This window comes from Acetatifactor muris, assembly GCF_024623325.1.
Taxonomy (GTDB): domain Bacteria; phylum Bacillota; class Clostridia; order Lachnospirales; family Lachnospiraceae; genus Acetatifactor; species Acetatifactor muris.
In genome coordinates this window covers 25,102-43,614 of sequence record NZ_JANJZD010000004.1, presented here as the reverse complement: position 1 = coordinate 43,614, position 18,513 = coordinate 25,102, and the positions used below count along the sequence as shown (strand labels likewise).

Below are 18,513 nucleotides of genomic sequence, written 5' to 3'. Positions count from 1 at the left end.
CCTTATTTCAAATTTAACTTTTTCACTTTTATTATTGCAAATATTTTTTTAATAAAATGTATACTATTCCTAAAGTTTGCATCTTTAAAATTCAATAATACAAAAATTATATTGGGGACAAATATACATGTAATAAGTTTTACAATAACTCCACCTATCTCTTTGAAAGGTAACATCCTGCAAAAAAAATATGTAAGTCCACCGGATATCACAAGTGTAAAAATACTTTTTACCATCTCGCAATAATATCTAGCTTCACTTCTTTTAAAAAAGCACCTGAAAAAAACACGAGTTTCCCACGGAATTTCAATCACCAAATAACTTATTACAGTTGATAATGCAACTCCTGCAACTCCAATATATCTCACTAAAATAATATTTAGCAGCAAATTAACACTGCAACCTGCAACTGGCCTCCATCTATCTATCCACCACATACCCGCTGCATCTTTATAAGTCAATACTACCTTTCTTAATTGCTCAAAAAAGAACCTTAGTGCCAATGTTAACACAATGACATCTGAAAACAGTCTATTCTTCCCCATCCAAACTGTCATAAAATCCGGAAAAATACACATGAAACAAATACAACACCATCCAATCAACCATGTATTTAGAAAAAAGAAAATACTAAAATCTTTATAATTTTTTTCTACTGTTTCTGTTACCAGACTGTTTCCAATACCCGCTGTAACAACCCTATAAATCATTGTAATAAAAATTGATATAGCTGAAATAATATAATAGTAATTCCCATAAATTCCTACTGTTGCTAGTCCTAAAAACGCTGATATTACAATCGAGTCTAACGAAATAGATATAGTATTACCAAATTTTTGCAAGGCAAGTGCACTTATATTTTTATTAATTATATGCCGACTTTCTTTGTCTATCTCTCCACTGCAAGAATATTCCGGATAGTACCTTTTGCACTCCATTGCATTCCATAGATTATATATCACAGCACATATAATATCTCCAACTGCATATAAGTAAAAACTTTTCCAACATACTACAACATATATTTGGAATATACTGATAACAATTCTGCATAATGCACCTACTTTTTCAGTAATATCACTTCTCTGATGTGCATTTAAAACGGAAATCCTATAAGCAAACATTAAATATCCTACAACAGAATTAATTAAATAGAGCAGCCATAAAAAATATATATTTATCCTGGCAGGCGGATCTCCTTCGATAAAATGCTCAATGAACGGGGTTAATACAAGACCAACTCCCCCAATTATCAACCCTATCTTCCTATATATCCTACGATACAGATTCATCAATGCCGATATTTTCTCCGTATCATTCTCAGCTATTGGTTTATACATTCCTGCCACAATTGCACTGGAAAAACCTAAGTCTGCCAGATTCAAAACCTGTAAAACAGAGCTAAACAATGTGTTCAACCCTAAATATTCTTCACCAAGCTTCCATACAAAAATTGTTCGTACAACAAAAGGAAATAGTATACTTACAATGCGGTTTACAGCTCCCCAAAAAATATTTCTAATGGAATTTTCTGTTCTTCCATTCATCTTAATTCTCCAAATTATTTTTTGTACAATTATGAATTATTTTTTACTTAAACCAAACAGTAACGTAAACTATATAGCTCTTTAATACTATTTTTTTATCAATCAAATAACAGAACTTCTGTCTTATTATAGATAAATTTCAAAAAGACAATACTAGAAAAAGTCTAGAGCCTGCCTCAAATCTTATATTCACAACAAACTTTAAAAAGTCAGATTAAATATTTTTTAATTTTTCTTTTCAAAATATTCTTTACACTCTCCAGATATAATCCAATTATTATCCATTGTTTCCCATGTGTCATAGCTGCGCTACGTTTATATATACTATCAGAAAATATAGCTTTTCTAAATTCTTTATTCCACCTGAATCTCCTTGAGGCCAATAAAAGTTTGATTGTTTTTATATAAAAATCTCTATATACATATTTTTGAGCCTTTTCCAAAATATTTAGATCACTACATAACTGTAAATTATTATCTAAAGTTTCTTTGTATCTGTTCAAACTTTGTTGAACAACTTTAAGTGTCTGATTAACATTCTCTTTGGTAACCTGATTTGGATTCGTACAATTATATTCATATAACATTTGGGGTATAATGTAATAATCTTGTGCTACACTCATAAAATCTTCATTAAAACGAACATCTTCTGCTCTACGTAATTTACTTATAAAATGAATTCCATTTTTTTTAATTACATCATGCCGATAACATTTATTCCATAAATAGTGCCAATGCGGTAATGGTCTTTTAATCTTCATAAAAGCGACATCTTGCACATTATAATAACCTGTTTTCCCCTTATAATAATGCCTCCGAAGTATATTCCCTTTATGACGGGCTTGATATTCCCACATAATACAATCAACAGGATGGCAGATATATGTTTGAATAATTTTTTCCAGAGCAGTATTATCACAATAGCAGTCATCACCATCTACAAACGTTATTAATTCTCCTCTACATATCTCTAACCCCTTTTCTCGCGCAAAAGCTGATCCCTTGTTTTCTAATAGTTGAATTACCTCAATTTTATTACATACATTTGCCATTTCTGAAACAATAGTCAAAGTTCCATCTGTTGAAAAATCATCTACTATTATTATTTCAAAATTAGAGTATGATTGCTCAATAATAGACCTTAGACAATGTAGAATATATTTTTCAACATTATGAGTTGGTATAATAATCGAAATTAATATAGGTTGTTTATAATAATTATCTATAATTTGCTGATTTTTAACATATTGCTTTCGTAACATTTTTTATACCACCTTGTATGATATCTTAAACCTAAATCCGTGAAGTTAATTGTTTTTATATGCCAATCTGTACTCAGATTGGCAAAAAGTGCACTTTAGTTATACTGAAATAATCCGTATAAACATGGGAATATCATATCGATCTGGTCACCAAATTTTTTACCATTTGCATACCTCTTTGTGTCACAAATCCATTCTCAATTGTGCGTTTTATTCTGTCGCTGTGTATTATCACCGTTCTGCATTCTATAACATTGGAATAATTATTATTGATTACAGCATTGCTACACCAACGTTTTTCTCTGCAATTACTTTTGTCCCAAATTCAGCTGACAGCTGTTAAAGTTTACGAATAACATGATTATCTTCATAAAGCTCCGACCACCCCCGCCTGCTTCCTGACAGTTCGAAATGAAGTGTCATAGGATACAGCCGTACCAATAAAATTTTGCGCATTACGCATAAGAACCCATTCTTAATCAATAAACTGCTGACACCATGTCTCCAAACCTATTACTCTCCACATCAAGTTAAATTCATTTTTATTTAAGCCTGCCAAATTGCGATAAAGCTTTTCAATATGATCATAATCAATAACATTTCTTCTTTTCATAGAAGGAAAAATTTTATTATAGAACAGTGTTTTAAATCCTGTACATGCTAATAATGTCTTTTCGTCAAAAACCATAATTCCTTTTTTTCTATATACAAAATCATGCCCAAATTTCCGTGCCAATAATTCTTTATAAATATACTTTCCATCAATCCACTCAAATGGGTTATCTCCCATTTCCAAAGGAGATCCCTCCTTGAAATGTAAAAGCATACTTTCCGGCAATTCCATGATAAAATCAACAACATCATTATCAAGCAACGGGACTCTGTTTTCTATGGAAGAAGCCATTGTCATTTTGTCCTGTCGCAGACAGGATTCCGGAAGTCGATACATAGTTTCATACTTTAGATGCTTCGTAAAATTGCTGCCCTTGAACTCATTAAACCTATCTATCTCATTCTCGATAAGCTCTGCTGTATTGTCATAATCTTTGGCTGTAAATCCTAAAATTGTAGAATCAGACATCACTTCATATTCAGCATAGCTATCATAGCTTTTTAAAGAACCAGACCTTAAGTTAAACTTTGACATAAAGGGCTGGAAAACACCAGCAGCAAACCTTCCATAGCCCCCTGCGGTTTCATCAGAACCTTCTCCGCTCATCAATACGGTTACATAGTTCTTTGCCTGTTTAGCCAGTAAATAGAACGACAGAAAGAACGGCTTATATATAGGAGCATCGTTACACCACGAGGCTCTTTCATAGTTATTAATAAAAAATTCCTCATCCATTCTAAATTTATGTTCTTCTAAATTCAGAGTATTACTGACAATATCAATATAATGCTCTTCAATCCTACCGGCCTGGGTATTATCAACGATTGACACACCAGCATTTAAGTTTGGCACATCAGCCTTATTTGCATAATAACTTACAAGTGTAGAATCGATTCCCCCAGACACCTGACATCCTACTTTTACGTCACTTACCAATTGTCTTTCAACCGCATCAGCAAGTATACAATCTAGAGCTTCAATAGCATCGTCAATATTTTTGTATTTATTTTGTCTTTCGTAATGATCAATATTCCAGAACTGCCATCTTCTGACATTGCCATCTGGAGAAACAATTAATGCCCATCCGGGGGCTAACATATTTACATTTTTGAGCAATACTTTGTCGCTTGGTCTCGAAAAGATGATTCTTGCATTGAATGCATCAAAATCCAGTTCTCTTTTAAAGCCTTTAAACTGAATCAGACTTTTTAACTCGGAAGCAAAATATATCTTTCCATCTATATCAGAATAATATAATGGCTTGATGCCGAATCGATCTCTGGCCATATAAAGAAAATTTGTCCTAAGATCCATAATGACAATTGCGAACATACCATTCAATCTGCCAATCATTTGCTCAAACCCATACTCTTCATACATTTTAAGAATGACTTCCGTATCGGTTGTACTTCTAAAGTTGTATCCCTTATTTATTAATTCTTTTCTTAATTCTACATCATTATATATTTCGCCATTGAACACAAGAATCACTTTCTTATTACCAGAAAGCATTGGCTGATGTCCTTCAATGCTCAAATCCTTTATGCTGAGACGGTTAAAGCCGAACCCACCGTCGAAATTACCTTCTCCATATAATTTATCCGCAGTTTCCGCTTCTTTTACAGTTCCGTCATATCGAAATGCGACAATTCCCTGATCATCAGGTCCACGATGCCTTTGAACCTCCATTGCACGTTTAAAATCCTCAAGCGCAATACCCCCCCTGAATTAATGTCCTTTTTTTGAATGACTCCGCAAATCCCACACATTCTATTCTTCAACCTTCTCTTTCTCAAAATTTCTCTATAATTGCCTCATAAGAGGTGTTCTACACTTACAATTCTACGCTTGCTATTCTTGGCTCGAAGCAACAAGCAGGCCTTACGCAGACAATCCTTACACCACTTGCTCTCTGCGGTCCGACTTTCATAAATGTGGCAAGAACGCTTGTCCTTCCGTGAAGTCCCAATGGTCCAATATCAGCTTCATTTACTCTTCGCGTTATTTCTTTTTCCAATTCACTTTGAATCTCATATCTGCCGTCCACTTGAGCCTCCAGCATCATAGCGGTGGCCTCAAAATGGCTGCGGCCTACTCCGACAGCAAGTGTACAGGGAGAGCATCCAAGCTGGGAAACCCCTTCCCTTGCCCAGTTTACAATCTCATCTACTACCACCTGCATATCGTGTCTGTGGAAGATTCGATACGTTTTGGCTCGTATGGCAGGACCTCCGCCAAACATTAAAATATGCAGACGAATTACATTATCTCCGCATCTTCTCAATAAAATTGGGGCTGCTTCAACCCCCGCACTATCTGGGTTCAATCCTCCCGATTGATCAATTCTGTGAGCGTCATCCCCCATAATTCCCATAGGACGTCCTGGTAATTTGCGAAGTCCTTCTTGCACTCCCTGCTTAATTGCATCGAGCAAACGTCCTGTTATAACCGCATCTTCGCCCACTTCAAGAATCAAATGCGGAATTCCAGTATCATCACACAGAGGGCTGTGATTCTTCTCTGCCGCTTCCGCGTTCTCCAACACAGTCTCCAAAACCCACTTTGCCTTCTCATTGGTTTCAGCAGCTATTGCCTTCTTATATATCACTTTTTTATCTTCTCTAAATGTCGAGCCTGCTTCAACAAGAGCATCTCTGACAAGGGCGACAGTTCTTTCATAGTCAATCATAGATGCTCCTCCCATGCGCTGCTGCAATAATTGCCGGATAGTGATCTACTTTTAATTCATATAGTGCCTCCATGCCAAGTTCTGGGAAACTGACCAGCCTTTGCCCGACGGTCCTGTCTCCCAATAAAGCCGTCACCGGAGGGACAACTGCATAAACCGCATTATACTTATCCAACGCTTCTATGGTCTCCCTATGAATTTGTCCCTTCCCAAGGTGCATCTTAATCCCTGCCTTCGACAGTGTTTCTATACTACTTTCAATTTCCAGTTTGTTACTGGAAGTAGGACCAACGCCTGCAGGACTGACTGCACTATGAAATATAACATTTCCTGTTAAGTCAATCCCCAGTGTTTCACTCTTTCCTTCGTTTATAAGACCAACCACCCTTGGAAGAACGGTATCACGTCCACATAAAATAGATCCTGTAATTGTCACAATATCACCTGCATGTAAATCTGCCGCCACCTTATTTGTTATTGGAGTATGAATGTCCATCGTCATTTTGCATCTCTCCTGCTACAGGTTATGTATTTATTGTTCATTTACAGCAAAAAGCTTTACATATGCCCCTTCATTCTCAATCACGCCGAAGGCCCTTGCCCGATTGTAAATCTTTTTAGCCCAGTTAGTATGCGGACTTACTTCATTCATTTTATTTGATCCAGTTCCTTTCACAACACCACCATGCCTGTGATTCAGAATCATGCATGCGTCACTGTATTCCTCATTCGTAACAGCCATGAGTGCATTCACAAATTTCACATGGGTCGGATGGATGACTGTTCTTCCTACAAATCCATTGGCCTTATCAAGGATGACTTCACGAAGAAGTCCGTCGATTTCGTTGTTTACAAGGGGCTGTCTCCTGATTAGATAATCTTCCAATCCATGCTTCGGAAGTTCCTCAAACATCAAGTCTTTCGGTGCACGGAAGTACTCCCAGACAGGTCCCGAAATCACGTACTCATTGTTCCTGCCACAGACATTAATAATATCAGACAGGCACTCTCGTACAGTCATAATATCGTACAACGAATAATCGACACCTCGACGAACTCCGAATACCGAAGAAAAATCTGTTCCTCCCACTCGTACCTGTAATACTAAGTCATGATACTTGTCCAATATCTTTTTGATACCAATCAATTCCTGGGTTCTCGTCTCCTTGTAAGCCACCTCCGGATCCTCGATAATCGGCATCCCGTAAAGAATCTCATCAAATCGCTCATTCAAATCCTGAAGATACACAAAATATTCATATCCGTTTTCCGCGTTAAACTTAGGAAAGTTAATGCCACATAAGGATTGAACCTGATGTTTTGTCAGTTTTTCGCCAAAGTGCTTCAACTGCGCCAGGTTGCGAATTCTTATAAATATAAGGGGTACTCTGTCAGCCGGTAATGTACCGTCCTCCACCGCATTGGTAATAGTATCAAGAAGATGATGCACGTTTTCTTCCGCAGCCGGCACCTGCTCCTCCGGGCAGGCATCTTCAAAACAGAAGACAACTGTCGTCAGACCAGGATAGGCCCCGGCAAGTATCTTAGGTGCAAAATCCTTTGTTCCAGGCATATACATTGTCGCACCTAGGCAGTATTGTAATATTTCCCGATCTGTATACTTATCAAAGCTTTCAGGATTTACGACAAATTTAAAATCCGGATTATACTGATGATGTCTCATATTTTCAATCTTCTCCTATCGTCATATTGGCATTTCATTTACAGCAGACTCCCCTTTGGAGACCATACTGCATCCGGATAATATTCATCGATCATTCTCTTGACCAAAAAGCATTGTTTTGCCCTCTTTCCTGCATCTTCCTCCGTACTGTCCCAGCTATGTGTCGCCGCGACAGAGCCGCCAGTTTTCAAATAGATAGGAGCCGCGACACGAATCATATCCGGTACCTCATAGTGTCGGATAAAGCCACCTGTGGACTTCGGATTTTCGGTGTGAATGTCTATTGGGCATTCAACGGCCTGACGCATAGCAGCCAGCATTTGGAGCTGAATATCACGTACCGGATTAATGGAGTCGGCACCAATACTTTCAAGAAGCTTCGCAGAACATGGATTACCATGACCTGCATGTGCGGAAACTTTGAAATGGCAGTCTGCAGGGATCTCCCCTGCTTCGCGCATCTTATTTAATAACCACAGACACCCTTCATCATAGACAAGAAATCCCCTGCACCCAAGACGGGCTGCCCTCTTCACATCCTCAACAGCCCTCACAATCTGCTCCTGACCGCGAAGACGATATCCCATACGAACACCTTCTTCAGTATGGACGGATGCCGAGGTATCCGTGGTGGCTCTCGGTCCAATGGCAAGGATCAAATCTGTCTTCCACTTATGCGCAAGTTCAACCATTGATGCAATTTCCTGATCAGTCAGGCGCATAATCCCTTGTGTTTGAGTAACGCGATGAAGATACAGACCATAACTTTCCATAGCCTCCAGAAGTGCCTGCATAACTTTAGGCCCCTGAATACCGGGTACTTCAAAACGATACTGCCCCCCATCTGCAAATCTTTTCGCAGAGGCAGGAAGATCATAAGCATCTCCGTCGGGAAGTCCAATGGTCTTTAAGAATTCTCTGGTTTTCTCCATGCTGTTCATAATTGGTTGTCCTTCTTTCTTTTCCTGATTTTATTGGGTTAGCTCAGTCCTGTAGATTCTCTATCAATCCATCAATTACTTCCCTGTGTGAGAAGTCTAACGGCGGCAGTTTTCCGCTCAGTCCCTTATGGATCCGAACGTCTATAAAGGATGCTTTTCCACAATTTTCCAGTCCCTTTATTGCGGCCGTCAGCTCCTGCTTATTTTTTACAGGTTCATGCACAGTCTGATAACCACAGGCATCAGCAATTGCCGTAAAATTGACCCTATGGCCTGCGGAGGGCTGTCCTCCAACGGATTCATGGGCTCCATTATTCAACACAATATGCATGTAGTTTGGTATTTCCAGCTTACTGACCATAGTCAATGCTCCCATATGCATCATCGCTGCAGCATCACCATCGAGAACCACCACTTTTTGATTTGGTTTTTCCAATGCTATCCCCAATGCTACAGAAGATGCATGTCCCATGGAACCAACGTTTAAAAAATCATGTATATGGCTTTCTTCTCTTCTTTCACGCAGAAAGAACAGTTCACGGGTAGCCCGACCGGTTGTGGCTGAATAAATAGTGTCCTTCGGCATGTTATCCAAAATCACTTCAATAGCTTCTTCCCGGCTCATGGGATATACAGTATCTTTATTGTTGGCCTTCTCCCCGGCCATAACACCTTTAGGAGCAATCAATGCATATGGTTGACGCTTTTCTCTACAACAGGTTACTGCTGTGGTTATGGTTTTCTTAAATGCTTCCATGTCATCCTCAAGAACTGTATAAGGAATATGCATCATCTCCAGCTGCTTTAATGTTATTTCTCCCTGACGTATATGCTGTGGCCAATCCCCGGCTCCCGGTTGCCCACGCCAACCGATCAGCAATAACATCGGAACCGAATATACATGTTCATCCACAAGAGAAACCAGCGGATTAACAGCATTTCCCAAGCCGCTGTTCTGCATATATACAAGAGGAATTTTCCTGCTTGCAAGATAATGCCCCGCGGCTATTCCAATAGCAGTCCCTTCGTTGGCCGCAATGATGTTCCTTTCATGCAGATTGTTTAATGCATAATTGCAAAAACCATTCAAATAGGAATCTGGAACACCTGTAAAAAAGGTAATCCCCATCCTTTCCAATTCGTCAAATACTTCTTTCTGCTCCAGCATCTTATCCTCCACTACCTCTTTTTCCACCCACAGAGCCTCCACCTTTATATAATGTGAAATATTCCGGGCTGTCCTGTTTTGTAATTTCCCATGCCTGTTCAAATGATTTTAAAATGTCCTCAGGTAAAGGTCCCGCCTTAACAGCTTCCATGTTTTGTATTAAATGTTCAACCTTCGATGCACCCAGGATGATTCCATCTCCCTGTTCCACATTCAGCATGGAATGATACGCAAGCCAACGATATGTAGCTTCGATAGAAGTAATGCCATGATTGGATGCAGCTTCCTTAATGATTTCTACTGCCTCAAAATAGCTTTTTTTCCAGTAACGGTTCTGATAATTCGGTCTATGTGTGAAGCGCCCCACTGTCGGAACATCCTCAACCTTCCCATATCTCCCCGTCAATAATCCCCCTGCCATTGGATTGTATGCATTAAAGCGTAGTCCAAAATAGCCCAAACAGTCCTTCAGTTCAGTTTCTGCTTTCCTTGTCAGAGGATTATAAATACCCTCATAAACTGTCGGCTTTATCCAGCCATTTTTGTCACAGATATGCCAGATGTCTGCAACCATCCATGCCGGGAAATTTGAAAGTCCCAGTTCCCTGATTTTTCCCTGACTGTAAAGATTCTCACATGCCTCTAATACTGAGTTAACCGGTGTGGCCGGATCCGGAAAATGAAGATAAAATGTATCTACACAATCAACGCACAACCGTAACAGGGATGTCCTAATCTGTTTGTAGGCTGCGTCACTGTCAAGTTTTCCAAAAACACGTGGATTGACTTTAGTTGAAATCTTATATGGTTTGTCAATTTCTTTTATTACTTCTCCTATAAGTTTTTCACTGGAACCTTCGTTATAGACATATGCCGTATCCAGTTCCGCATATCCTGCATCCAGAAAAGCATTTATAAACCTGCTTACTTCTGGGCTGAAAACAGATTCTCCAAATGTCATTGTTCCTAAAATCAGGTTAATTGAATTCATGGCTTAAATATCAATCTCCATTATTCTATTTGTTGGTATGTATTTTTGTTGACAGTCTTTCTTCAGCATTCCATTTGTACATCAGACCATGTAAAAAACGTGGGATAACTTCCATCATTGAGTTCGACTTCCATAAAGCGTTCTGGAATCGAGAAGCTTCGATCCACCAAATTCAGATATATATATAACTAATTTTTCAACAATGTTTTCACTTACAATATCCTTTGCACACAGTTTCAACTTCATCCACAAATCCTTATCATTTAAGGGGTTTTCCGGATCTCCTTTGGGCACAATAACAATATCATTGACCTTTTTGCCATCTTTCATGATTACTTCTATCTTTGTCCCACGAATGCCTTTTTCTCGATCCTCCATCTCTTCGTCAGAAATAAGTTCTATTTTATTAATCATATCTCTGATAGCATTATTGACTAGCGGTGGATTCATATAGTCAACACCATACTCCCCATACAAAAGGGCAATAGCACAAGAATAATGAATTGAGAATTTAGTTTCATCTGGTTCAACAGGAAATTTAATTTGTCCTGCTAGCTTAATAGCATTTGGATATAAATACAAGTATACCTTATTGATTTCATCAGGATTAACCTTTTTGTGAATATTACTTGCCGCTTCAATTCCACAATGTGTATGCCTACAGGATGGATATAGCTTGAAGTAGCAGTCATGAATGAGCAAATGTCCAAATTCCTTTGATATCATTTGTTTATTCACTGAATCCGCAACCGCATGAAACCAACCATTTGGCCCTTCCAGAAAGTTCAATGGACCTTTAATTCCCGACTGTGCAAGGCGTGCTGCAAAGACCCCCGTTTCTGCTGCTCTTGCAGGATTAATTGGCTTAATCATTTGCCTGGATTCACTATATGTAAGCAACCCACTAGACATTGTACTTGCTAATGACATCGCATCTTCAATTCCCTCTGCATCAAGGCCTAACAGTTTCGCGCATGAAGCAGCACATGCAATCCCACCAGCCATACCTGTAGAATGAAAACTTCGCTTGATCATTCCTGGCTGTGCGGCAGCTGATATTCTGATATATGTTTCATATCCGACCGCAATTGCAACCATGATTTCATCTTGTGTTTTTTCTTCTGCTTCTGCTAAAGCCAATACTGCAGGAATCACATGAACACCAACATGCCCCATTGCCATACGGCATCCGTCATCTAATTCTGCGCCGTGTCCATAGAGGGAATTTAAAAATGCCGCCATATTTGCTGGCAATTTTTTTCTGTGAACAATACTGAAGCTTCACCTTTTCCTCCTTGGGCAAATAGCACTTTTTCAACTTTATTATTAAATTTCTTGTTTTGTTTAGCCCCAGCATATGCCGCAGCGAAAAAATCTATCAGCAGCCTTCTGATTTGTTTTATATCAGCCAATGAAAGAGTTTGGATTTCATAGAGTCTTTTGCTTAATTGTCTCGATTCATTCATAATTTGTCATCTCACAAGTTTTCCTGTATCAAAAGGACAAACAATCATGCTTTTGCTTTCTGAATCAATTATATTCAAATTGCTTTGCACAAAATGTACATTTTCAATTACTTTCTCGATATTGTCGCTTAAAATTGCAAATTCAGCAAACCTACGCCTCAAATCATTCATGTCCGGCACAAAATCGCCAGACATATACCTTTGAGAAATTGCAATTACATCCGGATTTGCTTTTATTATATTAAGCCCCTGAATATCTACGATCCTCCCAGCCCGTAATGTAGGATCGAGCTGAATAGATTTTTTTCCATTCAGCATGTATAGAGAATCATCAATTTCTTCATTAGAAGCTTCTCCACATAATGCAAATTCCACCAACATCTGAATCGTATCTTTCCCTGTTGCTATACGCTGAATCCTCTCATATTCGCCGCCAGCAAACCTTAAACCAGGATCATAAAAACGGAATCTTTCACCATCAATAAACCCTTGAAAAAAAACAGGGGCATTTTTTAGGCCAATGCTCTTCAACATGGAAACAACCTTTTTATGTGTTGTTTTTAAATATATATCTGTATACTTCGAAGGACTAACAGACGCAATACAAAGGTTCTCAAGCCCAGATCCATTCGGCCCCTCAAATCGATCCCCCGTCCTGACCAAAAGCGGCTCGCCATTTACGACCAGATATGATATGGTAAAGTCAGGATAGCCACTCATATGCTTTTCAATTAGAATCCCTCCACTGATCGACTCCCTCTCTGCCTGTCTGATTGCCGAAAGTGCTTCCTCTTTATTAAAACAAATACACTGTCCACGTGATCCCCTATTATCTGCGGGCTTTACAAATACTGGATACTCCACACCATTATTTTGTTCGATATCCTTTTTAGTATAAGATGGAATGGTATCTATAGCATATTGAGTGCAATACTTCTTAAAGCAAATCTTGTTTGTCAAAATTTCGAATTGTTCTTTTGTGCCGAAACAAGGATATCCCCTACGCTCACATATCTTTTGATACGGAATAGAACATACATCTAATGATGTTGCAATGGCTCCATCCATTCCTTCTGTCTTACACAATTCACTTAAGCCATCTATATCATAAATGTCCATAAGAATCGCTTTATCTGCAATTTTTTTTGCAGGTGCATCTACCAGGTAATCAGCTACATAAACCGTTACACCAAGTCTATGTGCAGCTTCCACTACTTTGCAATGCTGTGAAGCACCTCCTATAACCAACAACTTTTTGCCATTAAATTTTTTCATATTTAACACCATTTTTACTAATTTTAACAGTATACACCACAACCACTAAAAGCTTACCACTAAGTATTTTATCAGACCATCACCCACTGGCCTATTTCGATAATCCATTTTGTTTAAGCAATAGAGATATGTGCTGCCAACCGTTTTCCACCAAACTTAAAGAAAGCTCAATTCTATCTAATAATTCCTCAATATGTCATCTTCTCTATCCAAAAGTATCTTTTTGTCTACACTTTGCAGCTTAAAACTATCCTGCATATCCTGTCAGCTTCCTCCATACTCAGGTCCGCATACAATGGCAATGTCAGCACTCTTTTACTGATATGCATTGCCACAGGTGTCCTGTCCACATCATATTTCTTATGGAAGCAGGAAAAGGTACTCGTCAAAGGATAGAAGTATTTCCTGGCCACAATACCTTGTTCTGCCAACCTGTCAAATACCTCTGCACGACTCGCTCCAAATGCCTTCTCTTCAAACACAACAGGGAAATATGCATAGTTAGAGACCACGTTCATCTGTTCCCTGTTCAACAGCAGGCCCTCTATCCCTTCCAAATGCTCTCGATAGCGTTCTGCAATCAATTTTCTCTTGGCAATCTCCTCATTCACATGCCTCAAATTACACAACCCCATAGCGGCACAGAATTCATTCATCTTCGCATTCGCCCCCACTGCGCTGATTTCCTCCGGACCATGAATGCCAAAATTTTTCAGTTCGTACAGTGCATTCCCCAGGTGCCCATCCCGAAAACAGACCGCTCCTCCCTCAATACTGTTAAATACTTTGGTAGCATGAAAACTAAAACAGGAAGCATCGCCAAAACTACCAATCCCATGGTCTTTGTATATCTCACCAAAAGCATGGGCCGCGTCATATATCACCTTCAGTTCATATTTACAAGCAATTCTCTCAATCTCCTCCACATTACAGACATTACCATATACATGAACCGGCATGATAGCGCACGTACGGTCCGTGATAAGGCTCTCCAGCTTTTCTACGTCCATGGTATACGTAACAGGATCAATATCACAGAATACTGGCTCCAGTCCGTTACGCACAATGGCATGGGTAGTAGATGCAAAGGTAAACGGCGTTGTAATCACCTCTCCCTGCAAATTCATGGCCTGCAGAGTAAGTTCTAAAGCCATGTGGCCGTTAGTCAGCAACTCGATTCCATCCACACCCAGATATTTCCTTAATTCCCGCTGAAATGCCTTGTGCTTGACTCCCATATTAGTCAACCAATGTGAGTCCCAAAGTTCTTCTATCTCGTTTATGTATTCCTCTAATTTCGGCATAGACGAACGAGTTACCAAAATTCTTTCCTCCATAATACCTCCTTCAAGCCACTCCATTGCTGAATCAATCGCGTATATTGCATCCAGAATCCTGACAAATACAATGCAGCAGAGCAATACTTAAAGCCTTTAATCTCTCTTCCACATTCAGCTGTTCTATATAAATACAGTGATTCAAATCACAATGGAAATAGTTAAAACAATCGGAAACAAGATCACCCCTGGCTGCGTATAGCCATCTTCTGCAATCGGTCGATATAATGCTACAGAGATAGCACTGGCAAGCCCAATTCAATAAGGTTGATTCCCTGTAATATGGACTGATAGAGACCTAATCGTTCTTACAATAAAGGGAATATAATTGCGCTGACTTTATCTAAACGCCGCATATTATGTTTCTCGCAGAATTCCTCGTATGTGTCTCACCCATAATTACAGTAGCATCCAATTTTTAGGATATATCAGACTTTCGTTTTTACTGTTGTTTCTCCAATACCTCGGTGCGACTACGCACTTATCCTTGTTTGCATTCAACCATGCTCCCCACCAACTGAAAGTACTGTTGGCAATAATATTGTGATTGCACAGACTCATCATCTGCATATCGACGTGGCTTTTTTCCCCTCCACTGTTCCAGTCCACAAAGACCATATTTTTTGAAAAATGAAAATTCTTCCTTACCCATGGGATATCATCAGAAAAGATAATAAAAACTGTTTTCACATCTCTTTTCATAAAAATCTCGAAGGCTTTTCTGTAATAGTCAGGATCACACACATCTCTTAGCTCTTTTTCCTGCAAATAGTCTCCTCTGCGCACATGAACACCAACGCTTATTTTTCCCTGCAGGAAATCCATCAGTTCCCTGTTTCTTCCCTCTAAAATATATTTAAACGTAAAATCTTTTTTGAGAGTATCTTTTACTGCATCTACATACTCATTATTAGCCCAAAAGCCATTAAAATAAATGTCCTTGTTGTAAGTGTATCTCTTTGAGACTGATACAGCCGGTTGCTCCCTAAATTCCGAGCCTCTCACAATTTGTATATTGAGGACCTTATTCAACATCCGATTCAAAAGCATATTAGGATTAGCTCTCACTTTATTGAGCCTTTCTCCATCAATTGTCTTATATGTCAGATTAGAAAATACCTTTTCCAGTTCAAATCCATAATGGTGAATATGTGTTTGATAATCAGTTATATCCAAATACACTTCTTCATTGCTGAGCTCTTGGTATTTTGCGAATCCATATTGAAACATTTGATTTCCCAGTCCACCCTGTACTCTTACAATTACCATCTCATTCCCCCTTCCATATATTTAAAGATTGTAATTGTTTACCGTTCATCCACAGAAACTATTTTTTGCAGATTCTATTTTTCAGCCGTTTTATTTTAATTTTACAAAAATACTTCTTTAATATCCTGGCATTGGAGCTGGCATCAAAAATAATATCTTTCTCTAAAGGAAGCCAATCTCTCGAACTATCCATCTCAGGTTGATCATAATCAAATTCACTGCAATTGAGGCCGGAACCATCCCAGCCCTTGTTATTGACCTTAGTAACAGTAGGCATGATTGAATATTTGTTTTCAAGCAACATATACATAGTCAATGTAACATCGCATAGAATAATTTTCCCATTCCTTCTTGTTACAGTCTCTTTTCCCCTTATTAGGCGCAACCACTCCGGTATCAAATCCGGTCGTTTCGTTAAAAGTTTTATAAAAAAAGATTTTTTCCTAACTGCACTATCCATATAACCCGCTTCAAATATTGAAATTAATTTATTTCTTTTATGAATCCATATACCAGAGCCCCATGCATTATATTCATTATTTAAAATTTGAACTGACGATCCCGTATGATGCCAACAAACATCTTGTGAATATCCTGTAACACCAATAATATCTTCATTATCTTCGTATCTTTTCAAAGCCCAATTCATATATTCCAAAAAGTTTTGAGAAAAAATATTATCATCTTCTGTGCTAATATATTTGTCAAACCTTTCTTCAATCTTTCTCATAAGAAATCTTCCGTTACCGCCAGGTCCTAGATTTTCATTTTGATAAAAAACATGAACCTGCTTAAATCCCTGTATTCCTGCTTCAAGATAAGCCTTTACCTGGCGATATCCTGATTCATATTTAGGTGTGGGAGGAAAATCTAATGAAATAAATATTTCAGTATATGGGGCTAATTTATTTGCCGCTAAAGAATCTATACACGCTTTCAAATGCAAATATCTATTAAGTGTTGCAATAGCAACAGGCGCACAAATTACATTCTGAACGCCTGGCTCTACTTGTGTCTCCATTCAGTTTTTCCTTTCTGGGAATATACTCATAGTATAAATTTTCCTGTTAATCATTTTATCCACCGCACGCTTCACCCGCTCCACATCCACCGAATCCACACACAGATAACATCCCTTTCTCAGCAGATACAAAACACATCTCAATGTCATCCCTTTATGCACACATCCTCTGCACCCCAATCCGGCATCACAGGCCACTATGCAATCGTTGTTGACATCCGCATCGTACGGCAGAAACCTTCCATATGACTGATCACCCATGATGCAGACTGCTTTCGTCCCTGTGGCTGCGGCATAATGAATACCGCTTGTGTCATTGCTGATTACCAGCCTGGCATTCCGCACTACCTCTGCCAGCTCCGGCAAATCTGTCTTCCCGCAATAATTTATGATTTTCTCTTTCCTGTTGCCATGTCGTACTATCTGTTCATACAGTTCCTTTTCCCCCTGCGAGCCACAAATATATGCACTCCATTCCGTCTTATCCAGGATATAGTCTATAATTTCGGAAAAACGCTCTGTTCGCCAGGACTTAATTCTCGAGCTTCCTCCAGGAAAAATCACAAAATAAGGTTCTTTTGGGACAAGTGCCCTCTTCTCTTCCATCACCTGCAATCTCGGAGTCGCTGACTTGAAATCTGTAAGGCCAAGTCCCCGTAAAAAATCTGCATTGCGCTTCAATTCCATTTTGGTCAGACTATCCGCCGGAATCATCCGGTCATAGATGCTGTCCACTCTCTTCCTGTTCCTGTGAAACAATAAACGCCGGCTCAAATTTAAACGGGATTCGTCACATTCATATCCGACTTTTTCTCTCGCCGATATGGAAGCCGCAAGCATATCCATATGCAGAGTGCGGGAATACTCAGTCTGTATCAACATATCAAAAGATAATTTCTTCAATCCGTCTGTCATTTGCTGGAAATAACCCCTGTCTGTTTCCAGCTTTTTCATATCCACAGCAAGAATCTTATCAAAATATCCGGTATTTTCCGCAATCGGTCTGCAAATCTCATTACACATCAAAGATATCTTTTTTTGGGGGAACAATTTCCGATACTCTTTTGCACTATCCAGCCATATGATAAAATCCCCTATCGCATCCAGCTTGATAAGCAAGATTCCATCCTGCGCTCCACATTTTCTATTTTCGATATTCTGCAGCTGAAACTGCACTTTCCAAATGGAAAACCATCTTTTTAATTTTCCAATCATCAGATATCCCCATTCCAGGTAAACAGAAACCATTC

At 38.9% G+C, this 18,513-nt stretch carries 16 protein-coding genes; all 16 read right to left on the bottom strand.

The features are described 5' to 3' along the window. Positions 1–2: 2 nt before the first annotated feature. On the bottom strand, positions 3–1,547 hold the full coding sequence (locus NSB25_RS04710) for a lipopolysaccharide biosynthesis protein (RefSeq protein ID WP_103238290.1): 1,545 nt from the start codon (positions 1,545–1,547) through the stop codon (positions 3–5). Between the two features lie 209 nt (positions 1,548–1,756). Then, positions 1,757–2,809 carry a glycosyltransferase family 2 protein gene (locus NSB25_RS04705; RefSeq protein WP_103238289.1) on the bottom strand — a complete coding sequence of 351 codons (1,053 nt, stop codon included), beginning with the start codon at positions 2,807–2,809 and terminating at the stop codon, positions 1,757–1,759. A gap of 475 nt (positions 2,810–3,284) precedes the next feature. Further along, positions 3,285–5,111: an asparagine synthase (glutamine-hydrolyzing) gene (asnB, locus tag NSB25_RS04700; protein WP_103238288.1), complete on the bottom strand. Its 1,827-nt coding sequence runs from the start codon at positions 5,109–5,111 to the stop codon at positions 3,285–3,287. A gap of 145 nt (positions 5,112–5,256) precedes the next feature. Further along, the gene (locus tag NSB25_RS04695) at positions 5,257–6,111 is read right to left on the bottom strand and encodes a fumarate hydratase (RefSeq protein ID WP_103238287.1); all 855 of its coding nucleotides are present in this window, start codon (positions 6,109–6,111) and stop codon (positions 5,257–5,259) included. Beyond that, the gene (locus NSB25_RS04690; protein WP_103238286.1) at positions 6,104–6,613 is read right to left on the bottom strand and encodes a fumarate hydratase C-terminal domain-containing protein; all 510 of its coding nucleotides are present in this window, start codon (positions 6,611–6,613) and stop codon (positions 6,104–6,106) included. The genes NSB25_RS04695 and NSB25_RS04690 overlap by 8 nt, the downstream gene beginning before the upstream one ends. 30 nt (positions 6,614–6,643) lie before the next feature. Next, entirely contained in the window at positions 6,644–7,795 is a 1,152-nt protein-coding gene (locus NSB25_RS04685) for an HpcH/HpaI aldolase/citrate lyase family protein (RefSeq protein ID WP_103238285.1), read from the bottom strand. Positions 7,796–7,833: 38 nt separating this feature from the next. Continuing rightward, positions 7,834–8,736, bottom strand: coding sequence for a peptidase (locus NSB25_RS04680; RefSeq protein ID WP_103238284.1), 903 nt, complete (start codon positions 8,734–8,736; stop codon positions 7,834–7,836). Positions 8,737–8,779: 43 nt separating this feature from the next. Then, entirely contained in the window at positions 8,780–9,931 is a 1,152-nt protein-coding gene (gene aepY, locus NSB25_RS04675; RefSeq protein ID WP_242982294.1) for a phosphonopyruvate decarboxylase, read from the bottom strand. Continuing rightward, entirely contained in the window at positions 9,906–10,895 is a 990-nt protein-coding gene (locus tag NSB25_RS04670; RefSeq protein WP_207656133.1) for an aldo/keto reductase family protein, read from the bottom strand. The genes aepY and NSB25_RS04670 overlap by 26 nt, the downstream gene beginning before the upstream one ends. A 114-nt stretch (positions 10,896–11,009) precedes the next feature. Then, entirely contained in the window at positions 11,010–12,137 is a 1,128-nt protein-coding gene (locus NSB25_RS04665; RefSeq protein WP_103238283.1) for an MmgE/PrpD family protein, read from the bottom strand. After that, entirely contained in the window at positions 12,122–12,361 is a 240-nt protein-coding gene (locus NSB25_RS04660) for a hypothetical protein (protein WP_103238282.1), read from the bottom strand. Before NSB25_RS04660 ends, NSB25_RS04665 begins: the two co-directional genes overlap by 16 nt. Positions 12,362–12,367: 6 nt before the next feature. Then, positions 12,368–13,636: an ATP-grasp domain-containing protein gene (locus NSB25_RS04655; protein ID WP_103238281.1), complete on the bottom strand. Its 1,269-nt coding sequence runs from the start codon at positions 13,634–13,636 to the stop codon at positions 12,368–12,370. Positions 13,637–13,863: 227 nt separating this feature from the next. Further along, entirely contained in the window at positions 13,864–14,973 is a 1,110-nt protein-coding gene (locus tag NSB25_RS04650) for a DegT/DnrJ/EryC1/StrS family aminotransferase (protein WP_103238468.1), read from the bottom strand. 399 nt (positions 14,974–15,372) lie between these two features. Further along, the gene (locus NSB25_RS04645; RefSeq protein WP_103238280.1) at positions 15,373–16,242 is read right to left on the bottom strand and encodes an alpha-1,2-fucosyltransferase; all 870 of its coding nucleotides are present in this window, start codon (positions 16,240–16,242) and stop codon (positions 15,373–15,375) included. Positions 16,243–16,300: 58 nt separating this feature from the next. Then, on the bottom strand, positions 16,301–17,263 hold the full coding sequence (locus NSB25_RS04640) for a glycosyltransferase family protein (RefSeq protein ID WP_103238279.1): 963 nt from the start codon (positions 17,261–17,263) through the stop codon (positions 16,301–16,303). Beyond that, positions 17,264–18,511, bottom strand: a complete 1,248-nt coding sequence (locus NSB25_RS04635; RefSeq protein WP_103238278.1) for a glycosyltransferase family 9 protein — start codon at positions 18,509–18,511, stop codon at positions 17,264–17,266. Positions 18,512–18,513: the final 2 nt, after the last annotated feature.

Bases quoted from the DNA above. Each gene is read 5' to 3' on its own strand.
- asnB (WP_103238288.1), bottom strand. From the start codon at position 5,111: ATGGAGGTTCAAAGGCATCGTGGACCTGATGATCAGGGAATTGTCGCA.
- NSB25_RS04650 (WP_103238468.1), bottom strand. From the start codon at position 14,973: ATGGAGGAAAGAATTTTGGTAACTCGTTCGTCTATGCCGAAATTAGAG.
- NSB25_RS04655 (WP_103238281.1), bottom strand. From the start codon at position 13,636: ATGAAAAAATTTAATGGCAAAAAGTTGTTGGTTATAGGAGGTGCTTCA.
- NSB25_RS04640 (WP_103238279.1), bottom strand. From the start codon at position 17,263: ATGGAGACACAAGTAGAGCCAGGCGTTCAGAATGTAATTTGTGCGCCT.
- NSB25_RS04705 (WP_103238289.1), bottom strand. From the start codon at position 2,809: ATGTTACGAAAGCAATATGTTAAAAATCAGCAAATTATAGATAATTAT.
- NSB25_RS04635 (WP_103238278.1), bottom strand. From the start codon at position 18,511: ATGGTTTCTGTTTACCTGGAATGGGGATATCTGATGATTGGAAAATTA.
- NSB25_RS04680 (WP_103238284.1), bottom strand. From the start codon at position 8,736: ATGAACAGCATGGAGAAAACCAGAGAATTCTTAAAGACCATTGGACTT.
- NSB25_RS04645 (WP_103238280.1), bottom strand. From the start codon at position 16,242: ATGGTAATTGTAAGAGTACAGGGTGGACTGGGAAATCAAATGTTTCAA.
- NSB25_RS04710 (WP_103238290.1), bottom strand. From the start codon at position 1,547: ATGAATGGAAGAACAGAAAATTCCATTAGAAATATTTTTTGGGGAGCT.
- NSB25_RS04695 (WP_103238287.1), bottom strand. From the start codon at position 6,111: ATGATTGACTATGAAAGAACTGTCGCCCTTGTCAGAGATGCTCTTGTT.
- NSB25_RS04690 (WP_103238286.1), bottom strand. From the start codon at position 6,613: ATGACGATGGACATTCATACTCCAATAACAAATAAGGTGGCGGCAGAT.
- NSB25_RS04665 (WP_103238283.1), bottom strand. From the start codon at position 12,137: ATGGCGGCATTTTTAAATTCCCTCTATGGACACGGCGCAGAATTAGAT.
- NSB25_RS04670 (WP_207656133.1), bottom strand. From the start codon at position 10,895: ATGAATTCAATTAACCTGATTTTAGGAACAATGACATTTGGAGAATCT.
- NSB25_RS04685 (WP_103238285.1), bottom strand. From the start codon at position 7,795: ATGAGACATCATCAGTATAATCCGGATTTTAAATTTGTCGTAAATCCT.
- NSB25_RS04660 (WP_103238282.1), bottom strand. From the start codon at position 12,361: ATGAATGAATCGAGACAATTAAGCAAAAGACTCTATGAAATCCAAACT.